We start from the raw sequence: 20,700 nt of genomic DNA, 5'->3' as shown, positions 1-20,700 counted from the left end.
GGTCGGGGCGGTCGAGAAGACGTGGGCCGGTATGCCGCGGCACAACGTCTACACCGTGCATTCGCTGCCGCCGCCCGGGTACACCGGGATCACCTCGCTGAAGCAGTGGTATCAGGCGCACAAGCCGCTGCTGGAGTTGAAGCGCAAGGCCGAAAAGGACGCCCGCGACGCCCGCCGGGCGAAGAAAGCGCAGGCCAACGCAGTTACCCCGAATACGGGGGAACAGTCAGTTACCCCGAAAACAGGGGAACAAGTTGCCCCCGAAACGGGGGAACATGTACCCCCCTGTGGGGGGGAACATGTTGCCCCGAAAACAGGGCGGGAACCTAGAAGGGGTTTTGAACCTCCAAGAAATGAACCTCCTCCTTCTCCTGCTGTTTCCTCCGACGAGCCGCCGGAGTGGGCGGTCGCTCCTACCGCAGAGCAGGAGCAGCAGCAGTCCTCTTCGGAGGATCAGAACCCCCACGGGCTGAGCGCCGAGGAGCAGGCGTTGCACAAGGCGTGCACGACGAAGCGGCCGCGGTGGTCGGCGTCGGTGCTCGCCGAGGTCCTGGCGGACCCGTTCATCCGGGAGCGGCCGTGGCCGCTGGTCGAGCGGGCGTTCCTGATCGCGGCGGGTACGGCGAAGACGTTCACCCCGCGCCGGTTGCTGGAAGACGCCTGCCCGCACTGGGATCAGGCCGAGAAGCAACTCGTCGACGAGGCGGCGGCGGTGGCGCGGGCCGCCGCCGACCCGGTCGCCGAGACACCGCCGGGCGGTGGGGTGCCGGTGAACGTGGTGCCGGAGCAGCGTGCCGGGGACTCGAAGGCGAAGCTCGCGGCGCACCAGGCGGCGCAGGAGGCGGCGGCGCGGCGGCGGCTGGCCGGGGCGAAGACGTGAGCGGGCAGGACAGCCGCAAGCCGTTCGTGTGCCCGAGGTGCGCGGCCCGGTCGTGGCATCCGGTCGACAAGCAGGAGGGCTACTGCGGGCGGTGCAAGGCGTTCACGGCGCCGCCGGCGTCGTCGGACACGATCGCCGTGTACGCGCTGCTGGCCCGGTAGCCGGCGGTGGGCAGCGGGTATCCCCGTCGCACCTGCTCCTGCGGGTCGATGGTGGTGCTCCTGCCCACCCCGGCCGGCCCGGCGGTGCCGGTGGACCTCGGCCGTGACCCGGCCGGGAACCTCGTCACCGTCCGGCTGGGCCGCCGGGGCTGGGGCGTGCGGGAGCTGACCGAGCAGGAGAAGGCCCGGGGCACGCACCTGCCGCGGTTCACCGCGCACTGGTCGACGTGCCCGAGCCCGGAGCAGTACCGGGTGCTGGCCCGCCGGACCGCGCCGGGCACCTTCCCGGCCCGCCCGGCGCGGCGGGTGCGGTGGGGCCCGTGCACCGGCTGCGGGGACCAGCACCCCCGCGCCTACGGCACGGTGGCGTCGCCGTCGTGGTGCGACGGTTGCCGTGCGAGAAAGGGAATACCACCGGTATCCTCTTTCGACTCAACGTGGCGTCCGTGATGACCGATCGTCGGATGCCTTGATCATGGACATGTGATGTCTGATCATCGAGCCGGTTTGATGAAGTGCAGGGGGACATTGCGATGAGCACGACTGCGACTGCGCAGGACGACCAGCCCGCTCCGGTCCGGCGGCTGGCCTCGGTGCCGACAACCGGTCGCGGGACGACACCCGCGACGGTGGCTCCGGTGGTGGCGTTACCGACCCCCGCCCCGGTCGACGGCCGCCCGGCCGCCGTGGCGCTCGCCGCCCCGGGCGCGCCCGCCCGGGTGCTGCCGCTGATCCCACCGGCCCGGGTTGGCGGCTCTCCTGCCGCGAGCGGCGCGCCGACGGTGGTCATGCCCGCCGTGGCGGCCCCGGCCGACCCGGGCCCGGCGCTGGCGCTGCTGGACCTCGACGGCCGGCCGGCGGCAGGCCCGGCGGGCAACGTCGTGCCCGACCCGGACGGGCCGCGGCTGACGGTCGTGCAGGCCCCGCCGGAGCGTCCGGCGTCGGACCCGGCGCCGTGCGGGCTGATGACGCAGTGGATCGGCCAGGTGTGCCAGGACGCCGGACAGCCGCTGTCGCTGACGATCACCGGCCAGCTGCACACCATCTACGTGCACCTGCCCACCGCCGAGGTGTGGCAGGCGTGGTGCGCGCGGCTGGCCACCGACCACAAGACGGTCACCCACGACCAGCTCGTCGGCGGGATGCTCACCGGCGTGGTGTTCACCCACGGCTGGACGATCCACGTGCAGCTGCTCGGCCGTCCGGCCGCCGTCGCGGGAGGACAGCCGTGAGCGCCCGGCATCGGTACGTCCTGGAGGTCAACAACGCCGTGCTGCGGCTGGAGCCGCAGGAGGTGCTGCCGTTCGTGCGCGGGTTCGCCCAGGCGCTGAACCAGGTCCGGGAGCTGGCGGTGCTCGACACCGACGCGCCGGAGGATACCAAGCGGATGCAGGCCATGCAGATCGGCCACCAGCTCGGCTGGTGGGACTACCGCTACATCGAGAGGTAGCACCCGGGGGGTGCGGGAGGTGCGGGGGCGTGGCCGGTGGCCACGCCCCCGCCGCCGTCTCGCGGCAGGACAGCCGCGAGCGTCGCAGCGGGACACCCGCAAAATAAACCCCCCTATAGGTTGACTACTTCACGGGTAGGGGGTTAACCTATGGGTGTCACGGCGGGTCACCTGGAACGGCCCGCCAACCGAGAAGGGACACCCCACATGCCCGCCTACTTCGAAACCGGCTTCTCCGTCCGCGAGGTGCCGTGGCACGGCCTCGGCAAGATCCTCGACGAGTACCCCGGAAGCTGGGACGAGGCCCGCCGCCTCGCCGGCCTGGACTGGGAGCCGGTCGAGTTCCCCGCCTACGACATCGCCGGCGAGCCCGACGAGCGCGGCTTCGCCAAGGTCGAGGTGATCGAGGGGTTCAAGCAGATCAAGCGCTCCGACACCGGCGCCCGCCTCGACATCGCCAAGGGCACCTACCACCTCATCCCGCACAGCGAGATGGGCCAGATCCTCGAAGCGATCATGGAGAAGTCCGACGGCGAGATCCAGTACGAGACCGCCGGAGCGCTCAACGAGGGCAAGCGGGTGTGGGCCCTGGCCCGCCTCGGCGGCATCCGGGAGATCCCCGGTGATCCGTCCCCGATGCAGCCCTACATGGCCCTGCTCAACAGCCACGACGGCTCCGCCGCCCTGCGCGTCATCGCCACCAACGTGCGCATCGTCTGCGCGAACACCTGGCACGCCGCCGATATGCAGGCCGACCGCGACGGCTCGGCGTACAGCTTCAAGCACACCTCCGGGTGGAAGGACCGCGTCGAGGAGGCCAAGGTCGCCCTCGCCAAGTCCCACGCCCAGATCGAACACACGATCGAAGAGGCCCGCGCCATGTTGCAGGTGAAGGTCAACAAGATCCAGCGCAAGACCTTCATCGAGCAGTTCGCGATCTCCCGGGTCATCGAGAACACCATCGGCCGCCGCCCCACCTCCCGCACCACGCTGGAGGAGCGCCTGGCCCAGCCCCGCGTCGCCAAGGCCCTGGAAATGACGATCGGCGAGATGAACAAGCTGATCGACGGCCGGACCTGCAACGGCATCCGCGACTCCGTGTACGGCCTCGTCCAGGCCGCCGGGGAGTTCGCCGACCACATCCGGCCGTACAAGACCGAGGAGAGCTACTTCTCCCGCACCATGCTCAACGGCTACGAGCCGCTGAAGGTCGAGGCCGTGAAGCTGGCCCGCGAGGTCGTCAAGTCCGCCTGATCCGCCCGCACCCGGCCGGGTGGCCACCGCCACCCGGCCGGTTCCCATCTGCCCACGGAGGCACCGTGAACCCCACGACCCTGCCGGACCCCATCACCGACGACATGGTCCGGCTCGGCTACGTCGCCCTGTCCCTGCTGACCGACCACACGAACCTCGCGACCGTCCAACGGCACGGCCCGGCCGCCCTGCTCAACCTGCACCACGACCCGGCGTCCGTGCTCCTGCGCGCCCGCCGGGCGCTGGCCACCGCCGAAGGCCTCGGCGCGCGGGCTGTCCTGCCCGGAGACCCGCAGTGGCCCGCCCAGCTTCACGACCTGCCCGCCAACGCGATCCCGCTCTGCCTGTGGGTGCAGGGCCCGAGAATGCTGCCCGAGGCCACCGCGCAGTCGGTGTACGTCACCGGCTCCCGCGCCGCCACCGCCTACGGCACCCACCTCGCCCAGCAGCTCGCCCACGACCTCACCGACCGGTACGGCTGGACCGTCGCCTCCGGCGCGGCGTTCGGCATCGACGCCGCCGCCCTGCGCGGCGCTGCCGTCACCCGGCACAGCATGCCGCCGCTGATCGTGTCCGGCAGCGGGCTGGACAACCCGCACCCCACCGCCCACACCGACCTGTACGCCTACGCCGCCGCCGAAGGCCTCGTGGTCACCGCCGAACCCCCCGGCGCCACCCTCACCCGCGACCGCCACCACCGCCGGCTGCAGCTCGCCGCCGCGCTCACCTCCGGCGTGCTGATCGTGGAGACCACCACCCGAGGCGGCGCGATGACCCTCGCCGAGCACGCCCGCCGGATGACCCGGCCGGTGGCCGCCGTCCCCGGCCCGGTCACCTCCACCCACTCCGCAGGCTGCCACGCCCTCATCCGCGACCGGCACGCCCGCCTCGTCGGCACCGCCACCGAGGCCCACGACGCCCTCACCCCCCGATAACCCACCCCGAAAGGACAACCACGATGCGCACCTTCGCTCACAGCACCCGCGGCCACGTACGGTTCCCGACCCCACGCCCGGCCGCCAACGACACCGCCGCCCGCGACGTGTGGATCTCCTCCCGCACCCACCGCACCCCCGCCCACCGCCGGGTCGCCGGCATCCCCATCGAGGGCCAGCGCGCGGTGACCACCCGCTGCGGCTGGAACCCCCCGGGCGGCATCCTCGTCACCCGCACCGAAGCCGCCGGGCTTCAGGCCATGCCCTGCCTCGCCTGCTTCCCCCCGCAGGCCACCCCCCGCACCTGACCCCCACCGCAGGTCACCCCGGGCCACCCACCGGCCCGGGGTGACCCCATATCACCCCCAGCTAGTTGATCATCTTCTGTGGAGTCGGTACCATCCCCGACGTTCCCACGACCGCCTGGACCGGCCTGGGAACCACCCACCGAGAAAGGCCCACCGCACCTATGACCGGCCCACCCCGACCCGTCTGCGTAGCCCTCAACCGGCCTGGCACCGCCGTTCCCGGCCCGAACCGGGCTACCCTGACCCCCGCCGCGACCGCCACCAGGCGCGACCGGCACCATCACGGAGTCGACGCGAACTGTCGCCAGCTCGCACCGACACCCACCAACGTCCGCGTCACCGACCGGCCGACCCCGCCCACCGTGCGCCGGGTCGACCACCCGGAAGGAGCTGTCCTCACCATGTCCACCGGCACCTCACCGGCCGTGCCCGCACCGCGGGTCGCGGCCGTCGACGTCGTGGCCCCGCACCACGACACCCCGGAACCCCTCGGCCGCCGCCTGGCCTTCATCAACAACAAGGGCGGCGTCGGCAAGACCCTGATCACCGCCATGGCCGCCTCCGGGCTGGCCGCTCGAGGCCGCCGCGTCCTCGTCGTCGACATGGACCCCCAGGCCAACCTCACCGGCCGCGTCGCCGCCGAGGTCGGCCCGAACGGCAGCATCGGCGACGTCCTCGCCCGCCGGGAGAAGGGCGGCGCCCGCGCCGCGATCGTCCGCTGCGGCTGGGACAGCCCCGAAGCCCAGCTGATCGACGTGCTCCCGGCGAGCCTGTCCCTGGAAGACCGCAACAGCGAAGCCGCGGTACCCGGCTCGCACCAGCGCCTCAACCGCGTGCTCTACGGCGTCACCGACGACTACGACTACACCCTGTTCGACTGCCGGCCCGCCCTCGGCCACCTGGAACAGAACGTCGTGCAGAGCCTGGAAGCCGAGAACGGCGACGGCGTCTACATCGTGGCCGAACCCCACAAGGACGCCATCACCGGCGCGCAGCGCGTCCTCGCCGAAGTCGAGGAATGGGCCGACCAGCTCGACATCGACGTCGACATCCTCGGCGTCATCGTCAACCTCGTCGTGTCCAACACCAAGCTGCACCAGGGCCGGGTCAAGTCCATCCCCGCCTCCCTCGGCGACAACGCCCCGCCGGTCCTCACACCGCACATCCCCCGGCTCACCCGCATCGCCGAGGTGACCGACCTCGCCGTGCCGATGCTCTACGACCCCCGCCTGCGCCGTGAGGGCGTGGTCGACATGATGAAGCAGCTCGCCGCGGCGATCGACGTCGGAGCGGACGCATGACGGCCAACGGCTTCGACCAGCCGGTGCAGCCGCACAACGTGCCCCGCCGGCGTGGACGCCGCGACCCGGACGAGCAGCCCGCCACCCCGGCCCCGGCACGCGCCGAGCCCGCCCCCGCCCCGGCACCCGCCCCGGCACCCGCCCCGGCACCCGCCCCGGCACCTGCCCCGGCACCGGCTCCCGAACCGGCCCCGGTACGCACCGCCGAGCCGACCGGCGCGACCTCCCTCGACCGCGTCCTCAGCAACCCGGCCCCGGCACAGACCGTCGCCAGCGCCGTGTCCGTGACGGACCTGCTGGAGCTGCGCAAGAAGCGCCGCGACCCCATGACCGACTGGTCCCGCGACGGCACCCGCCTCACCAAGTGGATCCAGGCCGCCGTCAAGCTCCAAGCGGACATGACCGGCTACCAGCAGCAGGAGGTCATCCGCGACGCCCTGCTCGGCCGCGTACCGCTGTCCCCGCAGCTCCTCGACGCCGCATTCGAAGCTGAGTACGGCTACCCGCGCACCGATCTGCGCGACTGACCACGCACCACCCGGGGCCGGCCCGGGGCGACGCCTCCCCACCCAGGGGAACGCACGCCCCGGCCGGCCCTCCTTCATGCCCACCCACCTGCACAGCTAGCAGCACAGCTAGCCACGCTGCTAGCAGACTGGCTAGCAAGCTAGCTAGCAGATCACGGGGCCCCGTACGGGGCTAGCCACGTGGCCCCGTGACCACCGGCCCGCCCGCGTCACCGGCAAGCTACCCGCACACCCGCCGGACCACCGTGCCGCCCGGCCACCCGCACGCCGGGGCAGACCGCCTCGTGCCGACCCTCGCCACCGCGTACCCGCCGGACCACCCGGTCACCTCGACAGCCACCCGGACAGCAGACCAGACACCCGCCCGGACACCGGTCCGGACAACCAGACGCCCACGAACCCGCTCACCAGCCCGCGCGCCCGGACAACCACCCGGACAACCAGCCGCCCACCGGCCTGCTCACCAGCCCGCACGCCCGGACACCGGATCGGACAACCACCCCGGCCCCTGACCACCCGCCAGCCCTCGACCCGGGCCACCCGCCCGCCTCAGCACCCGACCACCCGGCCGCCCGGTCGGCGACCCGCCCGGCCGCCTCCACACGCGACCGCCCGCCGAGCCGCCCGGCGCCGCACCTCACCGCCGACGCCACCCACCCCGCACCAGCCCTCGCGGCAGGACACCCCGCAACCCGGCGCAGGCCCCGGCAGGAGCAGACGCATGAAGCCTCCGTCCGGCCGGATCGAAACCGGCGTCACGCCCGTCGAGGGCCTGAAGATCATCAACCTGTGGGAGACCCGGCCGACGCTGCCCGACGCCGGAGTCGACGTGCACGGCGCGCCCGCCCGAGGCCTGCCGCTGCACACCAACGGCCACCTCGGCGCGGACATGCTGCACGTCGCCGCCGGGAAGCAGTTCCCGGTGCACACCCACCCCGGCGACCACCTGCTGTACTGCCTGTCCGGTGAGGGCACCATGTCCATCGCCGGGAAGACGTACCGGATCTTCCCGGGCGACCTGTACATGGTCGACGGGGAGGTGCCGCACGCCGTCGGCGCGATCACCGATCACGTCATCGTCGCGATCGGGTCGCCGCACAAGCCGGTCGACTCCCCCGAGCGGATGACGTTCGTGGACTGGACCGGCCGGCTGGTCGACACCCCGCTGCTGGCCACCGACCCGGTGCCCCCGCCGGAGGCGTGAGCGGTGCTCGGCCGTAAGCAGGCCCTCGCCGACAACCAGGTGTGGACCGACGCGATGCACCGCGCCGCCGAGCTGGTCACCGACACCGAGCTGGACGACCTCATCGGCCGGGCCGTCGAGGGCATCCGCGCCGAGCAGGCCGCAGGCCGGGTGATCGGCTACGGCTGGTCCGGCGGGAAAGACTCCCAGGCGCTGCGGTACGTCATGGACGCCGCCGGAGTCTCGGACTGCGTCCTCGGGATCACCGCCGGGCTGGAATGGCCCGCCATGCTGCGGTGGCTCACCGACCACATGCCGCCGGCCTGCGACGTGATCGCCGCCCCGCTGGACCTGCACTGGCTCGCCGCCCACCCGCACATGCTGTTCCCGCAGGGCGCGGACGGGTCGAAGTGGTTCGGGCTGGTGCAGCACAAGGCCCAGCGGGACTTCTACGTCCGCCGTCAGCTCGACCTCCTCGCGCTCGGCCGCCGCCGCAAGGACGGCAACTACATCGGCCCCAAGGGCGCCGACCGGTACACCAACCGCGCCGGGATCACCCGCTGGTCCCCGATCGCCGACTGGACCCACGAACAGATGTTCGCGCTTCTCGTGCGGCGGGAGGTGCCGCTACCGCCCTGCTACGGCTGGCCGCGCGGCTGGCAGATCGGTACCGGCGCGTGGCCGGCCCGCCAGTGGACGACCAGCCCGGACCACGGCTGGTCCGAGTGCTGGCAGATCGACCCGGACGTGGTCCGGCACGCCGCCACGGTGCTGCCGCAGGCCGCCGACTGGCTGACGCGAACGGGGAACGGCTGATGTGCGGGATCTTCGCCTACGCCGGGTCGGTGCCGCCGGAGACCGGGCACCTCGCCGCCGCCGCGTCCGGCGCCGCACGCCGCGGTCCGCACGGCCACGGGTGGATAGCCCGCAACCCGGACGGGCGGCACCACCTCCACACCGCCCTCGGCCCGCTCACCCACACCGCCCTGCACCGCATCCCGGCCACCGCCACCGCCCTGCTCGGCCACGCCCGCATGGCCACCGTCGGCCGGTACGACGACCCGGACGCCCTGCAACCGTGGCTGGTGAACGCCGCAGACGGCCGGGTCCACGCCGTGGTGCACAACGGCAACGTCTACAACGCCGACCGGCTGTCCGACCGGCCCGGCGCGGTCACCGACTCCCACGCCCTCGCCCTCGCCTACGCCGACCTGCGCGCCGCCGGCCTGACCCCGCCCGTGGCGATCAAGGCGCTGGTCGACCGGGCGCAGCAGCACGCCTGGGTAATCGCCGTGCTCGACAGCGACGGCCGGCTCTACGGCCACCGCCACCGCCACCCCCTCTACACCTGCACCGCCGGGTCCGGGGCCGTGTACTGGACCTCACAGCCCTGCTGCCGTACGGCGGTCCCGCTACCCGAGCTGACCGTGTTCACCGCTCTGGAAGGCTCCTGATGGCCAGCAAACGCCGGTCCAGCAACGGCGGGCACATGCTCAAACCGGTCCCGCTCGACCAGGACGTCTACACCCTGGCCCTCGAACGCACCGCCTACGTCTTCGACCAGTTCGACCACGTCGTGGTGTCGTTCTCCGGCGGGAAAGACTCCACCGCGGTGTTGCAGGTCGCGTTGGAGGTGGCGCACTCACACCCGCGGTTCGCCCGGCACCTGCCGCTGCGCACGGTGTTCTTCGACGAAGAGGCGATCCCGTACGAGACGGAGCAGTACGTCCGGCGGATCTCGCAGCGCGACGACGTCGCGTTGGAGTGGTACTGCCTGCCGGTCCGGCACCGTAACGCCTGCTCCCGCACCGAGCCGTACTGGTGGCCGTGGGCGCCGGAAGCCCGCGACAAGTGGTGCCGCCCGCTGCCGCCGGAGGCGATCACCGAGCTGGCCGGGTTCCCGACCTGGCCGCCGATGGACCGCCTGTCGATCCCGAACCTCAACGGCCTGCTCGTGCCCGCCCACCTCGGCAACGTCGCGATGCTGATGGGCATCCGGGCGCAGGAGTCCCCGAACCGCCGCCGGGCCGTCAAGCTCCACAAGGTCGACAACTTCATCATCAAGTTCGATGAAGGCACCTCCCAGGGCAACGTGTACAAGGCGTACCCCATCTACGACTGGATGACCTCCGACGTGTGGACCGCCCCGGCCCTGCACGGCTGGGACTACAACCGGGCGTACGACCTGATGGAGATGGCCGGCGTCAGCGCGTTCTCGCAACGCTGCTCGCCGGCGTTCGGTGAAGAGCCGATCCAACGGCTCGACACCTACGCCAAGTGCTTCCCCGACGTGTGGGCGATGATGGCCGAACGGCTGCCCGGCGTCGGCGCGGCCCTGCGCTACGCCCGCACCGAGCTGTACGGCTTCGGCACCCGCCCGGAGAAACCCGCCGGGCTGCCCTGGTCGGAGTTCCTGGCCCTCTACGCCAGCAAGCACGGCGACCTCACCCGCCGGCAGGTCACCAACCGGCTGCGTACCGAGATCCGCCGCCACTACCGCAAGACCACCCACCCCATCCTGGAAAACACCCCCCACCCGCTGACCGGCGTGTCCTACAAGTTCCTGCTGCCGCTGGCCATGCGCGGTGACCTCAAGGAACGCCGCCAGGCGTACAAGCTGCTCGACAACGAGCCGGGCACCGGCCTGCCGACCGTCGGGATCTGGCGCCGCTACGCCGAGGAACTCACCCAGATCCTCGCCGCCGGCCGGTTCCACGAGCTGGGCCACCCCGGCGACCCGCCCGCCGACCCGTGGGCGCTGCTGCCCGACTACGCCCGCCAGGAGGTGTGATGCCCGCCAGCCCGGCCCGGGTCGACCCCGGCGACATCAAGAACAAGAAGCGCCAGTCCCGCGACCGCATCGACGTGGACCGGTCGGTGTACGACCTGGCCTGCGAGCGCATGGAGGTGATCTTCGACCTGCACGACACGGTGATGATCGCCTTCTCCGGCGGGAAAGACTCCACCGCCGTGCTGAACGTGGCGTTGCAGGTCGCGCACTCCCATCCCCGCCACGCCCGGCACCTGCCGCTGCGCACCTACTTCTACGACGAAGAGGCCATCCCGTACGAGACGGAGGAGTACGTCCGGCGGGTGTCCCAACGCGACGACGTGGACCTCACCTGGTACTGCGTGCCGTTCAAACACCGCAACGCCTGCTCCCGCACCTCGCCGTGGTGGTGGCCGTGGGCGCCGGAAGCCGAAGCCCTGTGGTGCCGGCCGATGCCGCCGGAGGCGGTCACCACCCTGCCCGGCTTCCCGATCTGGCCGCCGGAGGCCCGCCTGACCGCCCCCGACGCCAACGGGCTGATCGCCCCGCCGTCGCTCGGGAACGTGGCCATGGTGATGGGCATCCGCGCGCAGGAGTCCCTGACCCGCTACCGGGCCCTGGTGCGCGCCGGAGGCCGGGAGCACAACTACCTGATCAAGTTCGACGACGCCACCGCCAAGGGCAACCTGTGGAAGGCGTACCCCATCTACGACTGGCGCACCGAAGACGTGTGGACCGCCCCCGCCCTCATGGGCTGGGACTACAACCGCGCGTACGACCGCCTCGAGATGGCCGGCCTCGGCCACTCCGCGCAGCGCTGCTCCCCGGCCTTCGGCGAGGAGCCGCTAGAAAAGCTGCACACCTACGCCTCCTGCTTCCCCGAGGTGTGGGCCAAGATGGTCGACCGGGTACCCGGCGTCGGCGCCGCCGGCCGGTACGCCCGCACCGAGCTGTACGGCTACCGGGGCCGGCCGGAGAAACCCGCCGGGATGACCTGGCCGCAGTTCATCACCCACTACGTCGGGAAGTTCCGGCCCGGCGACCAGAAGTTCGTCGCGTCCCGGCTGCGCGACGAGATCCTGCTGCACTACCGCAAGACCACCACCCCGATCACCCGCAAGACCCGCCACCCGGTCACCGGCATCAGCTGGGAATGGCTGCTGATGCTGGCCATGCGCGGGGACTTCAAGGGCCGTAAGCAGGCCGGGAACGAGTCGTCGGCCTACGGCAGCCCGGAGTGGGCCCGCCTGTGGCACAAGTACATCGACGAACTCGCCTCCACGATCGCTGATGGTCTGCTGCCCGACCTCGCGCATCCCGGCACGGTGCCCGAGGACCTGTACGTGCTGCTGCCCGCCGAGCTGCGGGACGGTAGCTCATGATCAGTTTTCGGTTAATGTCAGCTAGTGACAGTTCTCAATACCGAATTGGCGTGGCTGGCCGGACTGTGGGACGGCGAAGGCTCGGTCGGAATCAACCGGAACCACCGCCGGGGAGCCAACAGCGAGGGCTTCAACGTCTTCCCTCAAGTGCAAATCCAGATGACCCACTTTCCGACTATCGACCGGGTCGTGGACCTCATCAAAAGCATGGGATGCCAGGTGGTGTCCTACCACTGGGCCGAAAAGCAGGCCCATCACAAGCGAGCCTGCGGCCTGCGGATCACCCGCACCGGTTACGTCCTCACGATGGCCACGGCGCTCCTGCCGTACTCGGTCACGAAGGTCGAGCAGTGGACGCTGGTCAAGGAGTTCTGCGAGCTGCGGATCGCGCGTCAGGGATTGGGAAGTCATGGCCAGCTCAAACGGGGCGGCCGTCAAGGATGGTGGGTGCCGTACAGTGAGCGCGAAATCGAACTCTACAACCTCATTGGTCGCTGCAATCGGCGTGGACTGCCAGCCGCTGTCGAACGTGGAATGGGTGCCCCGGGACCTTCTGTCCGCGAACAACTGGAATCCGAATAAGGCCGCGCCGCCCGAGCAGCGGCTCTTGAAGACCTCCATCCTGGAGAACGGCTGGACCCAACCGATCGTCGTGCGGGAGTTCGACGGCGGACAGCGGTTGGAGATCGTCGACGGCTACCACCGGTGGATGACGTCGGCGGACCCCGAGGTCCGCTCGCTGACCGACGGGTACGTGCCGATCGTCCGGCTGCCGGAATGCCCGGAAGACCTCGCGATCATGGCCACCGTCCGGCACAACCGGGCCAGAGGCACCCACCACGTTCTCGGCATGGCCGACCTGGTCGACCGGCTGCTGTCCTCCGGCCTGTCCCGCGAGGAGATGGGCCGCCGGCTCGGCATGGACGCGGAAGAGGTCGACCGGCTCGCCGACCGCGGTCAGATGACCAAGCGCGGCGCGGCCGCCGGGTTCAACACCGGCTGGACCGTCTGATGGCCACCCCCGGCCGGGTACCGCCGCTGCACGTCGACCAGCTCCCGATCGGCGGCCGGTGGGTGATGCCCGCCAGCTCCCGCCGGGTCACGGTGGTCAACCCGGCCACCCTCGATGAGGTCGGGTCGTGCCCGCTGGCCGACGAGACCGACATCGACCGGGCGGTCACCGCCGCCCGGCAAGCGTTCGACTCCGGCCCGTGGCCGCGGTTCCACCCCCGCGACCGGGCGATGGTGCTGTCCCGGCTGCTGGACGTCTACGCCGCCCGGCAGGCGGAGATGGCGGACCTGATCACCGCCGAGACGGGCAGCCCGGCCCGGTTCACCGCACAGACCGAACACCCGCTGGAGATCCTGCGTTTCTACATCGACCTCGCCGGCCGGTTCCCGTGGCAGGAGCACCGCGGCAGCGGCACGCAGATCTTCCGCGAGCCGGTCGGAGTCGTCGCCGCGGTGGTGCCGTGGAACATGCCGCAGAAGACCATCCTGATGAAGCTGGTGCCCGCCCTGCTCGCCGGCTGCACGGTGGTGGTCAAGCCTGCGGAGGAGACCCCGCTGGACGCGCTGCTGCTGGCCGACATCCTCGACAGCGCGGGCCTGCCGCCGGGTGTGGTCAGCGTGGTGCCCGCCCTGCCGGAGACCGCGGAGTATCTGGTGGCGCACCCGGCCGTCGACAAGGTGGCGTTCACCGGGTCGACGGAGGTCGGCGCGCGGATCGGGGAGCTGTGCGGCCAGCGGGTGAGGCGGGTGTCGCTGGAGCTCGGCGGGAAGAGTCCCGCGATCGTGTGTCCGGACGCGGACCCGGCCCGGGTCGTCGACGCGCTGCGCACCGACACGTTCGCCCTGTCCGGGCAGATCTGCTCGGCGCACACCCGGGTGCTGGTGCCGCACTCCCAGCTCGACCACTACACCGCCCGGATCGCCGAGATGGCCGAAGGGCTGCGGGTCGGTGACCCGATGAACATCTACACCGACCTCGGGCCGGTGATCTCCCGCCGTCAGCAGCTGCGGGTGGAGGGCTACATCCAGGACGGGATCACCTCCGGCGCGCGGCTGGTCACCGGCGGGCTGCCCGCCGACGGTGAGGAGCGGCAGCCCGGCTGGTGGGTCAAGCCGACGGTGTTCATCGCGGACAACGACCACGTGATCGCGCGGGAGGAGGTGTTCGGGCCGGTGGTCACGCTGATCGGGTACGGCGACGACACCGACGCGGTCCGGATCGCGAACGACTCCCCGTACGGGCTGGAAGCCGCGGTGTGGACCGAGGACCTGGCCCACGCCGACACCCTCGCCCGCCGGCTGCGCGCGGGCACCGTCCGGATCAACGGCGCGTTCGACGTCAACGCCCCCCTCGGCGGGTTCAAAGCCTCCGGGATCGGCCGGGAACTCGGGGTGGAAGGGCTCGCCGGGTACACCGAGGTCAAGGCCGTGGTGTCCCGATAGACCGGCGTTCGGGTGGTGGTGTCCGGGAGTCACGGGGCCGGGATGCCACCACCCGGGCGTCTCACCGCTGGATAGCCGCGAGCCCGCCGAGCAGCCGCCGCTGGCCGGCCAGCGCGTCGATACGCGGCGCCGTGGCGAGGGGGTCCGGCCCGTCGACGGTGTCGTCCCAGGTGTCCGGCGGCATCAGCAGCACCACCGCCCGCCCCCGCTCGGCGGCCACCCGCCACAGGCCGGTCGTCGGCGGCGCGTCGGTGGCCACCACCTTCGACCCGGACAGTTGCAGGTGCGAGATCCGGTCGCCCTGCATCACCACCGTGATCCCGGCCGCGTGCGGCCACAGCGCGCCGGACAGCTCCCGGGAGGTGATCCGGCCCGCGCCGGAGCGCCGCAGCCGGGTCGACACCGCCTCGTACACCTCCTGGTCGCGGGGTTGGATGGCCAGCACCGGCCACCGGTCGAGGTCGTTGCCGAGCACGAGCAGGTTCCACATCGGTGCAGCCACAGGACGCTCCAGGTCAGCCAGGGCAGGACGCCGCCGAGTGTAAGGGCTGGGACAGCCGAGAGGCCCCGGACGCTCACGTATCGTCCGGGGCCTCACTCGGGATAGGTCCGGTCATGCCCCCCAGCACGGCCCGGTACCCCGGCCGGCACGCCGCGGTATGTCCCGCGCGGCGTGACCGACGCAATGTGAAACATCCTATGTGATCGGTCCCATCGCCCCCGCCGAGGAAAGTCGATCTTTTCGTGAAACGTAGAACGGACGAAAAGTTGTCCTCCGTTCAACCGTCTTGACCGGCCCCTACACTCGATCATGTGACGGGGGATCACCACCGGGCACGGGCACGGCAATCACCGGCCCGCTGTCCCGACGGCGCGACCCGTCCCGGCACCTGCACACGCGCTGCCCTGCGGTGGCCGGATCGTCGGTGGGGACGATCCCGGAACACGGGGGCGGGCAGAACGCCAGCGCGGTGACCGGGGCGAGCTGGCCCGCCGCCCTGGCCGAATGGGGCAGGCGGGAGTCCTTCCGTCGCGCAGTGCGTACCGCGCTACCCGCTTGGAGAGGACACCCCACCATGTCTGACCAGCCCGCTGCCCCGCCGCTCGGCCCGGACCCGGACCCCGGCAACGCCGGACCCGAGGACTGGGCCGGAGTCGACTACGACGACCCGGCGCTCGAGGAGGCCACCGCGGCGGCCGAAGACCCGGACACCGCCGACCCGCTGCCCGGCGACTACCGCGACGACACCACCCCGACCGACGGTGAGGTGGCGGCATGAGCACCTGCGCCTGCCACATCTCGCCGGCGTTCGCCCGCGAGCGGGAACGTCTGAAGGCCCTCGGCGGCACCCTGTTCGGCATCTGCCCCGACGCCGACCACAAGTACGGGTTCCACCTGCCGTCCTGCCGCCTCGGCGACAGCGACTACTCCCTGCGCTACGGCCGCGGTAACCGGCTCTACGGCGCCGCGATCGACGTCGGTATGGACTTCGACGGCTCCCGCGACTGGCTGCTCTGGCTGATCGCCGAAGCCCGCGCCGGCCGTAAGCCCGGCCTGGTCGAGGTGATCGGCCAGCCGAAGGGCCAGCCGGTTCTCTACTGGGCGAAGTGGAACGGCTGGAAGGCCAAGGTGTACACCGGCTCCGGCCACGACCGGTGGACGCACCTCGGGGTGGACCGGTCGGTGCTGGCGAAGACGGCGGACCTGAAGCTGCTCGCCTGGACCCCCGGCAGTGTCAGCAAGCCGACACCGGCCAAGCCCGCCACGCCGGCCCCCGGCCCCGTGCTGCCGTTCCCGCTCCCGGCCACCTGGTACTTCGGTCCCGCCTCCGGCCCCCGCCAGTCCGTGTCCGGGCTGCACAAGCGCACGTTCGCCGGGCACACCGACCGGTACTGGCTGCAGCAGTTCGGCACCCAGCTGTCCCGCCGGGGCTGGGCGGTCGGGAAGGGCCGCACCTACCTGCGCTCCGGCAACGACGGCATCTACGGCCCGCAGTACGCCGCCCTGATCCGCGCGTTCCAGAAGGACCAGAAGCTTCAGGTCGACGGGCGGCTCGGCGCGGTCACCTGGAAGGCCGCCTTCAAGAACCCCATCCGGTAGGACACCCCCTGGTGACCGGATTCATCCGGCCCGAGCTGGCGCACCTCGCCGTACCGATCGGTGAGGTGCGCCAGTTCCCGGGCAACCCACGCCGCGGTGACCACGACCGGATCGCCACCAGCCTGCGCCGCCACGGCCAGTACGCCCCGCTGCTGGTGCAGTCCTCCACCGGCCGGGTGGTCAAGGGCAACAACACCTTGCAGGTGATGACCGCCCTCGGCTACAGCGAAGTCGCGGTGGTCCGGCTGGACATCGACGACGAGCGGGCCCGGAACCTGCTGCTGATCGACAACCGGCTCACCGACGAGGCGGACTACGACCTGCCCGAGCTGACCGACATGCTCGCCGGGATCATCGACTGGGAAGCCGCCGGCTGGACCCCGGAAGACCTCGACGACATGCTCGCCGAACTCGACCACGACGCCGCGCTGTCCGAGCTGGAAGGGTACGAACCCGACCCGGCCCCGCAACCCGTCTCGGTGGACCTGAACCGGCCGCCGGCCCGTATCCCGCCGACCCGGCCCGTACCGTCCGGCCCCGGCCCGGCACACCCGCCCGCACCGCCTACCGCCACCCGCCCCCCGGCGCCGCCGCCGCGCGCCCCGGCCCCGGCCCCGGCCCCGGCGCCGGTCCCGGTGCAGCGGCCGGTGCTCGCCGAGCTGCTGCTGTACCTCCCGCCCGACGACCGCGCCGAAGCCATGCGGCTGATCGCCGCCGCCCGCGACTGGCTCGGCGCGGACCTCACCCCCGGCGAGGTCGTCCTCCGCGCGCTGCGGACCCTCGCCGCGATCGGCGACGCCCGCCACAACCCGCACCACACCCTCAAGATCGGCACGCTGCTCTACGCCGCAGGCCGTGACCCGCTGGAGACCTCATGACCACCGACGCCCCGACCTGCCCGCCCGCCCCCGGCGCGGGACTGGCCGAACTGTTCGTCCGGCTCTACCGCCGGCTCGCCGCCCGCCACGACTTCGACCCCGGCCCGCCGTGGCCGCAGATGGCCCCCGCCCAACGCGCGCTGCTGACCGACGTGTTCGCCGACCTGGAACTGCTGCACCACCCCCGGATCACCGAGCTGCGCCACGGCCAGACCGTCCTGCTGATCCTGCCCGACACCGGCGACCCGGCCACCCTCGACCAGATGCGGGCCACCGTCGCGGAATGGCTACCCGACCAGCAGGTCTACATCGCCGCCGGTATCTCCCACACCATCACCTCATGATCCACATCGAGGGCATGGGCTGGTTCGGCGCCGCCATGGCGTACCGCCTGCACGCCGACGGCATCCCGTTCACCTGGCACGACATCGACACCCCCGTCAACGCCTGGCAAGCCAGCGCCGGCATGGTCTACCCCGCAGGCGACGACCGGTCCACCGTCAACCTCACCCGCTGGCCCACCCTCGCGGGTATCTTCCCCCCAGGCACGGTCATCCCGGCCGCGTTCGCCTACCCGCACACCCACCCCCCACACGCCGGGACCTACCGCACCCGACTCGACCTCGGGTGGATCCGCGTCGCGGACGCCCCCGCCTACGCCGTCGACGTCCCGGCCATCGTCAACACCGCCCGCGCCCAGTTCGCCGACCGCCGGCTGTCCGGCCCGGTCCCCGGCAAACCCACGATCATCGCGCACGGCCACACCGACCGCCGGTCCACCTGGATCTGGTCGTGGACCGCCCCCGTCCGGCTGCACCTCCCCGACGCCCTCCACCACGCCGTCCCCGAGCGGATCGCGTTCTACGGCCGGACCCACCGCTTCGCCCGCACCTACGCCTTCCCGATCCCCACCCGCCCGAACTGGTGGTGGGCCGGCACCTCCCTGCTCAACCAACGCCGCCCGCACCCCCTCAACCCCGACCTGCACCTCACCTCCTGGCGCCGCAACGTCGGCCAGCTCTACCCCTGGGTACGCATCGTGGACAACGAACCGGCCATCCACGGCTGGCGCGCCCGCCAACGCCCCGACGACCGCGGCTACCTCGAATGCGACGGCGACCGGCTGATGTTCCCCGCCCTCGCCAACTCCGGCGTCCGCTGGGCCCCCACCCTCCTCGACGACGCCGCGGCGTGGGCGGCCGCCCGTACCCGCACACACGTCTGACCGGCCGGAGGTACCCGCCATGTCCAGCAAACCGCCGATCACCCTCTCGTCCGACCTGGACCCCTGGGACCGGCAACCCGGCGAGTCACACCGCCAGTACAGCCGCTTCCAGACGTTCATGGAGCTGGGCCGGGGCCGCACCCTGAAACAAGCCGCGGAAATGCTGCACGGCCTCGGCGACAAGATCACCTACCGGACGTTGATGCAGTACGCCTACGAGTACCGGTGGAGCGACCGGGCTGAGGCGCACGACCGCGACCAGGACCGGCTGGAACGGGAACGGCTGCTGGTGCTGCGGCGGGAGATGCTGGCCCGCCACCGCAAGCTCGCCGCCGGAATGCTCGGCAAGGCCATCACCAGCCTGCAAAACCTCCAGCCCGCGCAGATGACCCCGACCGACATCACCCGGTTCGTCAAGCTGGCCACCGACCTGGAACGCGTCGCGCTCGGCGAACCCGAGCGGACCGTCGCCGTGACCGGCGCGGGCGGCGGCCCGATCACCGTCGACGACTTCTCCCAGTACACCCCGGCGGAACGGCGGGCACGGCTGGAACAGATCACCACCGAGCTGTCCCGCCGGGCCGCGCTGCACGACGACGAAGACGACGACTGACCCGGGCAGGAACGTCCACCCTGGAACGTGATCACCCGACCGGTACCCGCCGGTATCCTTCGAACGAGCGTTCGCACAGGTCACGCTCACCACGGGGAACGGGGGGACCTGTGAACGGATACCCATGCGGGTTGCCATGCCGCACCGGCTGAGGCCCGTCCAGATCACGAGCGGATCCCATCCGTTCGAAGTGTTCGCGCTGCTCACCGTCCTGATCGCGGGCATGGTGCTGCTGATCTCCGGTGAACGGCCGAGGTCGGTCACCACCGCCATGCCCGCCCTGGTGCTGCTGCTGTGGGAGATCGGCCTGGTCGGTGCGGGAGTGATCGGGCTGATGGGCGTCACCTGGCGCGGTCAGCTGTCGACCGGGCTGGCCGTCGAGCTGCTCGGGCTGATCCTGCTCGGGTCCGCGTCCACCATGTACGCCGTCGCGGTCTACGTGGTGTCCGGGTGGGGCGCCGTCGTCGCCGGGTCGTACGTCATCGCGGCGGCGGGCGCCTCCTGGTGGCGCGCCGGTCAGATCGTCCGTGACCTGTCCCGCGTCGCGCGGGCGGCCAGCCGGGGTTACATCGCGGACGTGCCGCTGCTGGTGCAGGAGGAGCCGTGACGTGGCCGGGGCTGCTGGCCGCGCCGGCTGACCCGTCGCAGGGACCGCTCGGCCAGCTGATGATCGCGCTCGGCGCGCTCGGCGGGCTGACCGGCATCGGCGCCGTGGTCGGGCTGCTGCTGCAGCGCAAGAAGTTCCGCGCCGACGCCGCGCAGGTCGTGACGAACACGGCCCTGACGCTGGTCGAGCCGTTGCGGGCGCGGGTGGACGAGCTGCAGAAGGAAACCAGCGAGGCGCGGGCGCAGACCCGCAACGCCCGCCGGGAAGCCGACCAGGCGAGGCAGGCCGCCTCCCGGGCCCGCGCGGAGGCCGCCCTCGCGCAGGAAGAGGTCACCGAGCTGCGGGCCACGCTGCGGCGGGTGACCGCCGAGATGGCCCGCTGGCGGTCGGCGATCTTCGCCCCGACCGCCACCGTCGACGGTCTGCGGGTGCTGGTCGCCTCCGACCCCACCGGCCACCGCGACTCGCCCTGACCGGCCCGCCGTAGGGCCGGCCACCAACCACACACCACGGGGGTGCACGTCATGGAACAACTGCCTGATCTGGCCATGTGGTCGCTGATCGTCGGGTTCGGGATGCCGCCGATCGTGGCGGTGGTCAACCAGCCGCGGTGGCCCGGCTGGGTCCGCGCGCTCATCACCATCCTGGTGTGCGTCGCGGCCGGAGCGATC

The 20,700-nt window shown here is 71.9% G+C and carries 27 protein-coding genes; 26 read left to right on the top strand and 1 reads right to left on the bottom strand.

Annotation, left to right across the window (positions count from 1 at the left end; translation table 11 throughout):
• Window positions 1-490 precede the first annotated feature (490 nt).
• From O7611_RS31830 to O7611_RS31745, 18 genes are all read left to right on the top strand, one after another.
• On the top strand, window positions 491-880 hold the full coding sequence (locus tag O7611_RS31830) for a hypothetical protein (RefSeq protein WP_269698389.1): 390 nt from the start codon (window positions 491-493) through the stop codon (window positions 878-880).
• On the top strand, window positions 877-1,041 hold the full coding sequence (locus tag O7611_RS31825) for a hypothetical protein (RefSeq protein ID WP_269698247.1): 165 nt from the start codon (window positions 877-879) through the stop codon (window positions 1,039-1,041). Before O7611_RS31830 ends, O7611_RS31825 begins: the two co-directional genes overlap by 4 nt.
• 6 nt (window positions 1,042-1,047) lie before the next feature.
• Window positions 1,048-1,491, top strand: a complete 444-nt coding sequence (locus O7611_RS31820; RefSeq protein WP_269698246.1) for a hypothetical protein — start codon at window positions 1,048-1,050, stop codon at window positions 1,489-1,491.
• Window positions 1,492-1,574: 83 nt separating this feature from the next.
• Window positions 1,575-2,273, top strand: a complete 699-nt coding sequence (locus tag O7611_RS31815) for a hypothetical protein (protein WP_269698245.1) — start codon at window positions 1,575-1,577, stop codon at window positions 2,271-2,273.
• Complete coding sequence (locus tag O7611_RS31810; protein WP_269698243.1) at window positions 2,270-2,491, top strand: hypothetical protein; 222 nt, start codon at window positions 2,270-2,272, stop codon at window positions 2,489-2,491. The genes O7611_RS31815 and O7611_RS31810 overlap by 4 nt, the downstream gene beginning before the upstream one ends.
• Window positions 2,492-2,698: 207 nt before the next feature.
• Complete coding sequence (locus O7611_RS31805; RefSeq protein WP_269698241.1) at window positions 2,699-3,745, top strand: DUF932 domain-containing protein; 1,047 nt, start codon at window positions 2,699-2,701, stop codon at window positions 3,743-3,745.
• Between the two features lie 65 nt (window positions 3,746-3,810).
• Window positions 3,811-4,680, top strand: a complete 870-nt coding sequence (locus O7611_RS31800; protein ID WP_269698239.1) for a DNA-processing protein DprA — start codon at window positions 3,811-3,813, stop codon at window positions 4,678-4,680.
• Between the two features lie 23 nt (window positions 4,681-4,703).
• A complete protein-coding gene (locus O7611_RS31795; RefSeq protein ID WP_269698237.1) occupies window positions 4,704-4,988 on the top strand; it encodes a hypothetical protein in 285 nt (94 codons plus the stop codon).
• A 401-nt stretch (window positions 4,989-5,389) separates the two neighbouring features.
• Window positions 5,390-6,289 (top strand): ParA family protein, encoded by a 900-nt coding sequence (locus tag O7611_RS31790; RefSeq protein ID WP_269698236.1) that lies wholly within the window; start codon window positions 5,390-5,392, stop codon window positions 6,287-6,289.
• Window positions 6,286-6,816, top strand: a complete 531-nt coding sequence (locus tag O7611_RS31785; protein ID WP_269698234.1) for a hypothetical protein — start codon at window positions 6,286-6,288, stop codon at window positions 6,814-6,816. Before O7611_RS31790 ends, O7611_RS31785 begins: the two co-directional genes overlap by 4 nt.
• 721 nt (window positions 6,817-7,537) lie before the next feature.
• Window positions 7,538-8,020 carry a cupin domain-containing protein gene (locus tag O7611_RS31780; RefSeq protein WP_269698219.1) on the top strand — a complete coding sequence of 161 codons (483 nt, stop codon included), beginning with the start codon at window positions 7,538-7,540 and terminating at the stop codon, window positions 8,018-8,020.
• 3 nt (window positions 8,021-8,023) lie between these two features.
• Entirely contained in the window at window positions 8,024-8,815 is a 792-nt protein-coding gene (locus O7611_RS31775; RefSeq protein WP_269698218.1) for a hypothetical protein, read from the top strand.
• Window positions 8,815-9,453, top strand: a complete 639-nt coding sequence (locus O7611_RS31770) for a class II glutamine amidotransferase (RefSeq protein ID WP_269698217.1) — start codon at window positions 8,815-8,817, stop codon at window positions 9,451-9,453. Before O7611_RS31775 ends, O7611_RS31770 begins: the two co-directional genes overlap by 1 nt.
• Window positions 9,453-10,790, top strand: coding sequence for a phosphoadenosine phosphosulfate reductase domain-containing protein (locus tag O7611_RS31765; RefSeq protein ID WP_269698216.1), 1,338 nt, complete (start codon window positions 9,453-9,455; stop codon window positions 10,788-10,790). The genes O7611_RS31770 and O7611_RS31765 overlap by 1 nt, the downstream gene beginning before the upstream one ends.
• Window positions 10,790-12,151, top strand: coding sequence for a DUF3440 domain-containing protein (locus O7611_RS31760; protein WP_269698215.1), 1,362 nt, complete (start codon window positions 10,790-10,792; stop codon window positions 12,149-12,151). Before O7611_RS31765 ends, O7611_RS31760 begins: the two co-directional genes overlap by 1 nt.
• Before the next feature lie 24 nt (window positions 12,152-12,175).
• Window positions 12,176-12,733: a hypothetical protein gene (locus O7611_RS31755; RefSeq protein ID WP_269698383.1), complete on the top strand. Its 558-nt coding sequence runs from the start codon at window positions 12,176-12,178 to the stop codon at window positions 12,731-12,733.
• Entirely contained in the window at window positions 12,690-13,163 is a 474-nt protein-coding gene (locus O7611_RS31750; RefSeq protein ID WP_269698381.1) for a ParB N-terminal domain-containing protein, read from the top strand. The genes O7611_RS31755 and O7611_RS31750 overlap by 44 nt, the downstream gene beginning before the upstream one ends.
• Window positions 13,163-14,605: an aldehyde dehydrogenase family protein gene (locus O7611_RS31745; RefSeq protein ID WP_269698379.1), complete on the top strand. Its 1,443-nt coding sequence runs from the start codon at window positions 13,163-13,165 to the stop codon at window positions 14,603-14,605. The genes O7611_RS31750 and O7611_RS31745 overlap by 1 nt, the downstream gene beginning before the upstream one ends.
• Window positions 14,606-14,666: 61 nt before the next feature.
• On the opposite strand, the gene O7611_RS31740 is transcribed toward O7611_RS31745, so the two are convergent.
• Window positions 14,667-15,107 (bottom strand): hypothetical protein, encoded by a 441-nt coding sequence (locus tag O7611_RS31740; RefSeq protein ID WP_269698377.1) that lies wholly within the window; start codon window positions 15,105-15,107, stop codon window positions 14,667-14,669.
• 574 nt (window positions 15,108-15,681) lie between these two features.
• Between O7611_RS31740 and O7611_RS31735 the strand changes: the two genes are divergently transcribed.
• The 8 genes from O7611_RS31735 (at window position 15,682) to O7611_RS31700 (ending at window position 20,502) form a co-directional block, all read left to right on the top strand.
• Complete coding sequence (locus tag O7611_RS31735; protein WP_269698375.1) at window positions 15,682-15,885, top strand: hypothetical protein; 204 nt, start codon at window positions 15,682-15,684, stop codon at window positions 15,883-15,885.
• A complete protein-coding gene (locus tag O7611_RS31730; RefSeq protein ID WP_269698373.1) occupies window positions 15,882-16,706 on the top strand; it encodes a peptidoglycan-binding domain-containing protein in 825 nt (274 codons plus the stop codon). The genes O7611_RS31735 and O7611_RS31730 overlap by 4 nt, the downstream gene beginning before the upstream one ends.
• A gap of 11 nt (window positions 16,707-16,717) precedes the next feature.
• Window positions 16,718-17,584, top strand: a complete 867-nt coding sequence (locus O7611_RS31725; protein WP_269698372.1) for a hypothetical protein — start codon at window positions 16,718-16,720, stop codon at window positions 17,582-17,584.
• Window positions 17,581-17,928, top strand: coding sequence for a hypothetical protein (locus tag O7611_RS31720; protein ID WP_269698370.1), 348 nt, complete (start codon window positions 17,581-17,583; stop codon window positions 17,926-17,928). Before O7611_RS31725 ends, O7611_RS31720 begins: the two co-directional genes overlap by 4 nt.
• Window positions 17,925-18,809 carry a hypothetical protein gene (locus O7611_RS31715; protein WP_269698368.1) on the top strand — a complete coding sequence of 295 codons (885 nt, stop codon included), beginning with the start codon at window positions 17,925-17,927 and terminating at the stop codon, window positions 18,807-18,809. The genes O7611_RS31720 and O7611_RS31715 overlap by 4 nt, the downstream gene beginning before the upstream one ends.
• 19 nt (window positions 18,810-18,828) lie before the next feature.
• Entirely contained in the window at window positions 18,829-19,422 is a 594-nt protein-coding gene (locus tag O7611_RS31710; RefSeq protein WP_269698367.1) for a hypothetical protein, read from the top strand.
• Between the two features lie 190 nt (window positions 19,423-19,612).
• On the top strand, window positions 19,613-20,029 hold the full coding sequence (locus O7611_RS31705) for a hypothetical protein (RefSeq protein ID WP_269698366.1): 417 nt from the start codon (window positions 19,613-19,615) through the stop codon (window positions 20,027-20,029).
• Window positions 20,026-20,502, top strand: a complete 477-nt coding sequence (locus tag O7611_RS31700; RefSeq protein ID WP_269698365.1) for an alanine-zipper protein — start codon at window positions 20,026-20,028, stop codon at window positions 20,500-20,502. The genes O7611_RS31705 and O7611_RS31700 overlap by 4 nt, the downstream gene beginning before the upstream one ends.
• The last annotated feature ends 198 nt before the right edge of the window (window positions 20,503-20,700 follow it).

The organism is Micromonospora sp. WMMC273 (genome assembly GCF_027460285.1).
Taxonomy (GTDB): Bacteria; Actinomycetota; Actinomycetes; order Mycobacteriales; family Micromonosporaceae; genus Micromonospora; species Micromonospora aurantiaca.
Note: the sequence above shows the minus strand (reverse complement) of the source record. Positions and strands in the feature narration are given on the sequence as shown.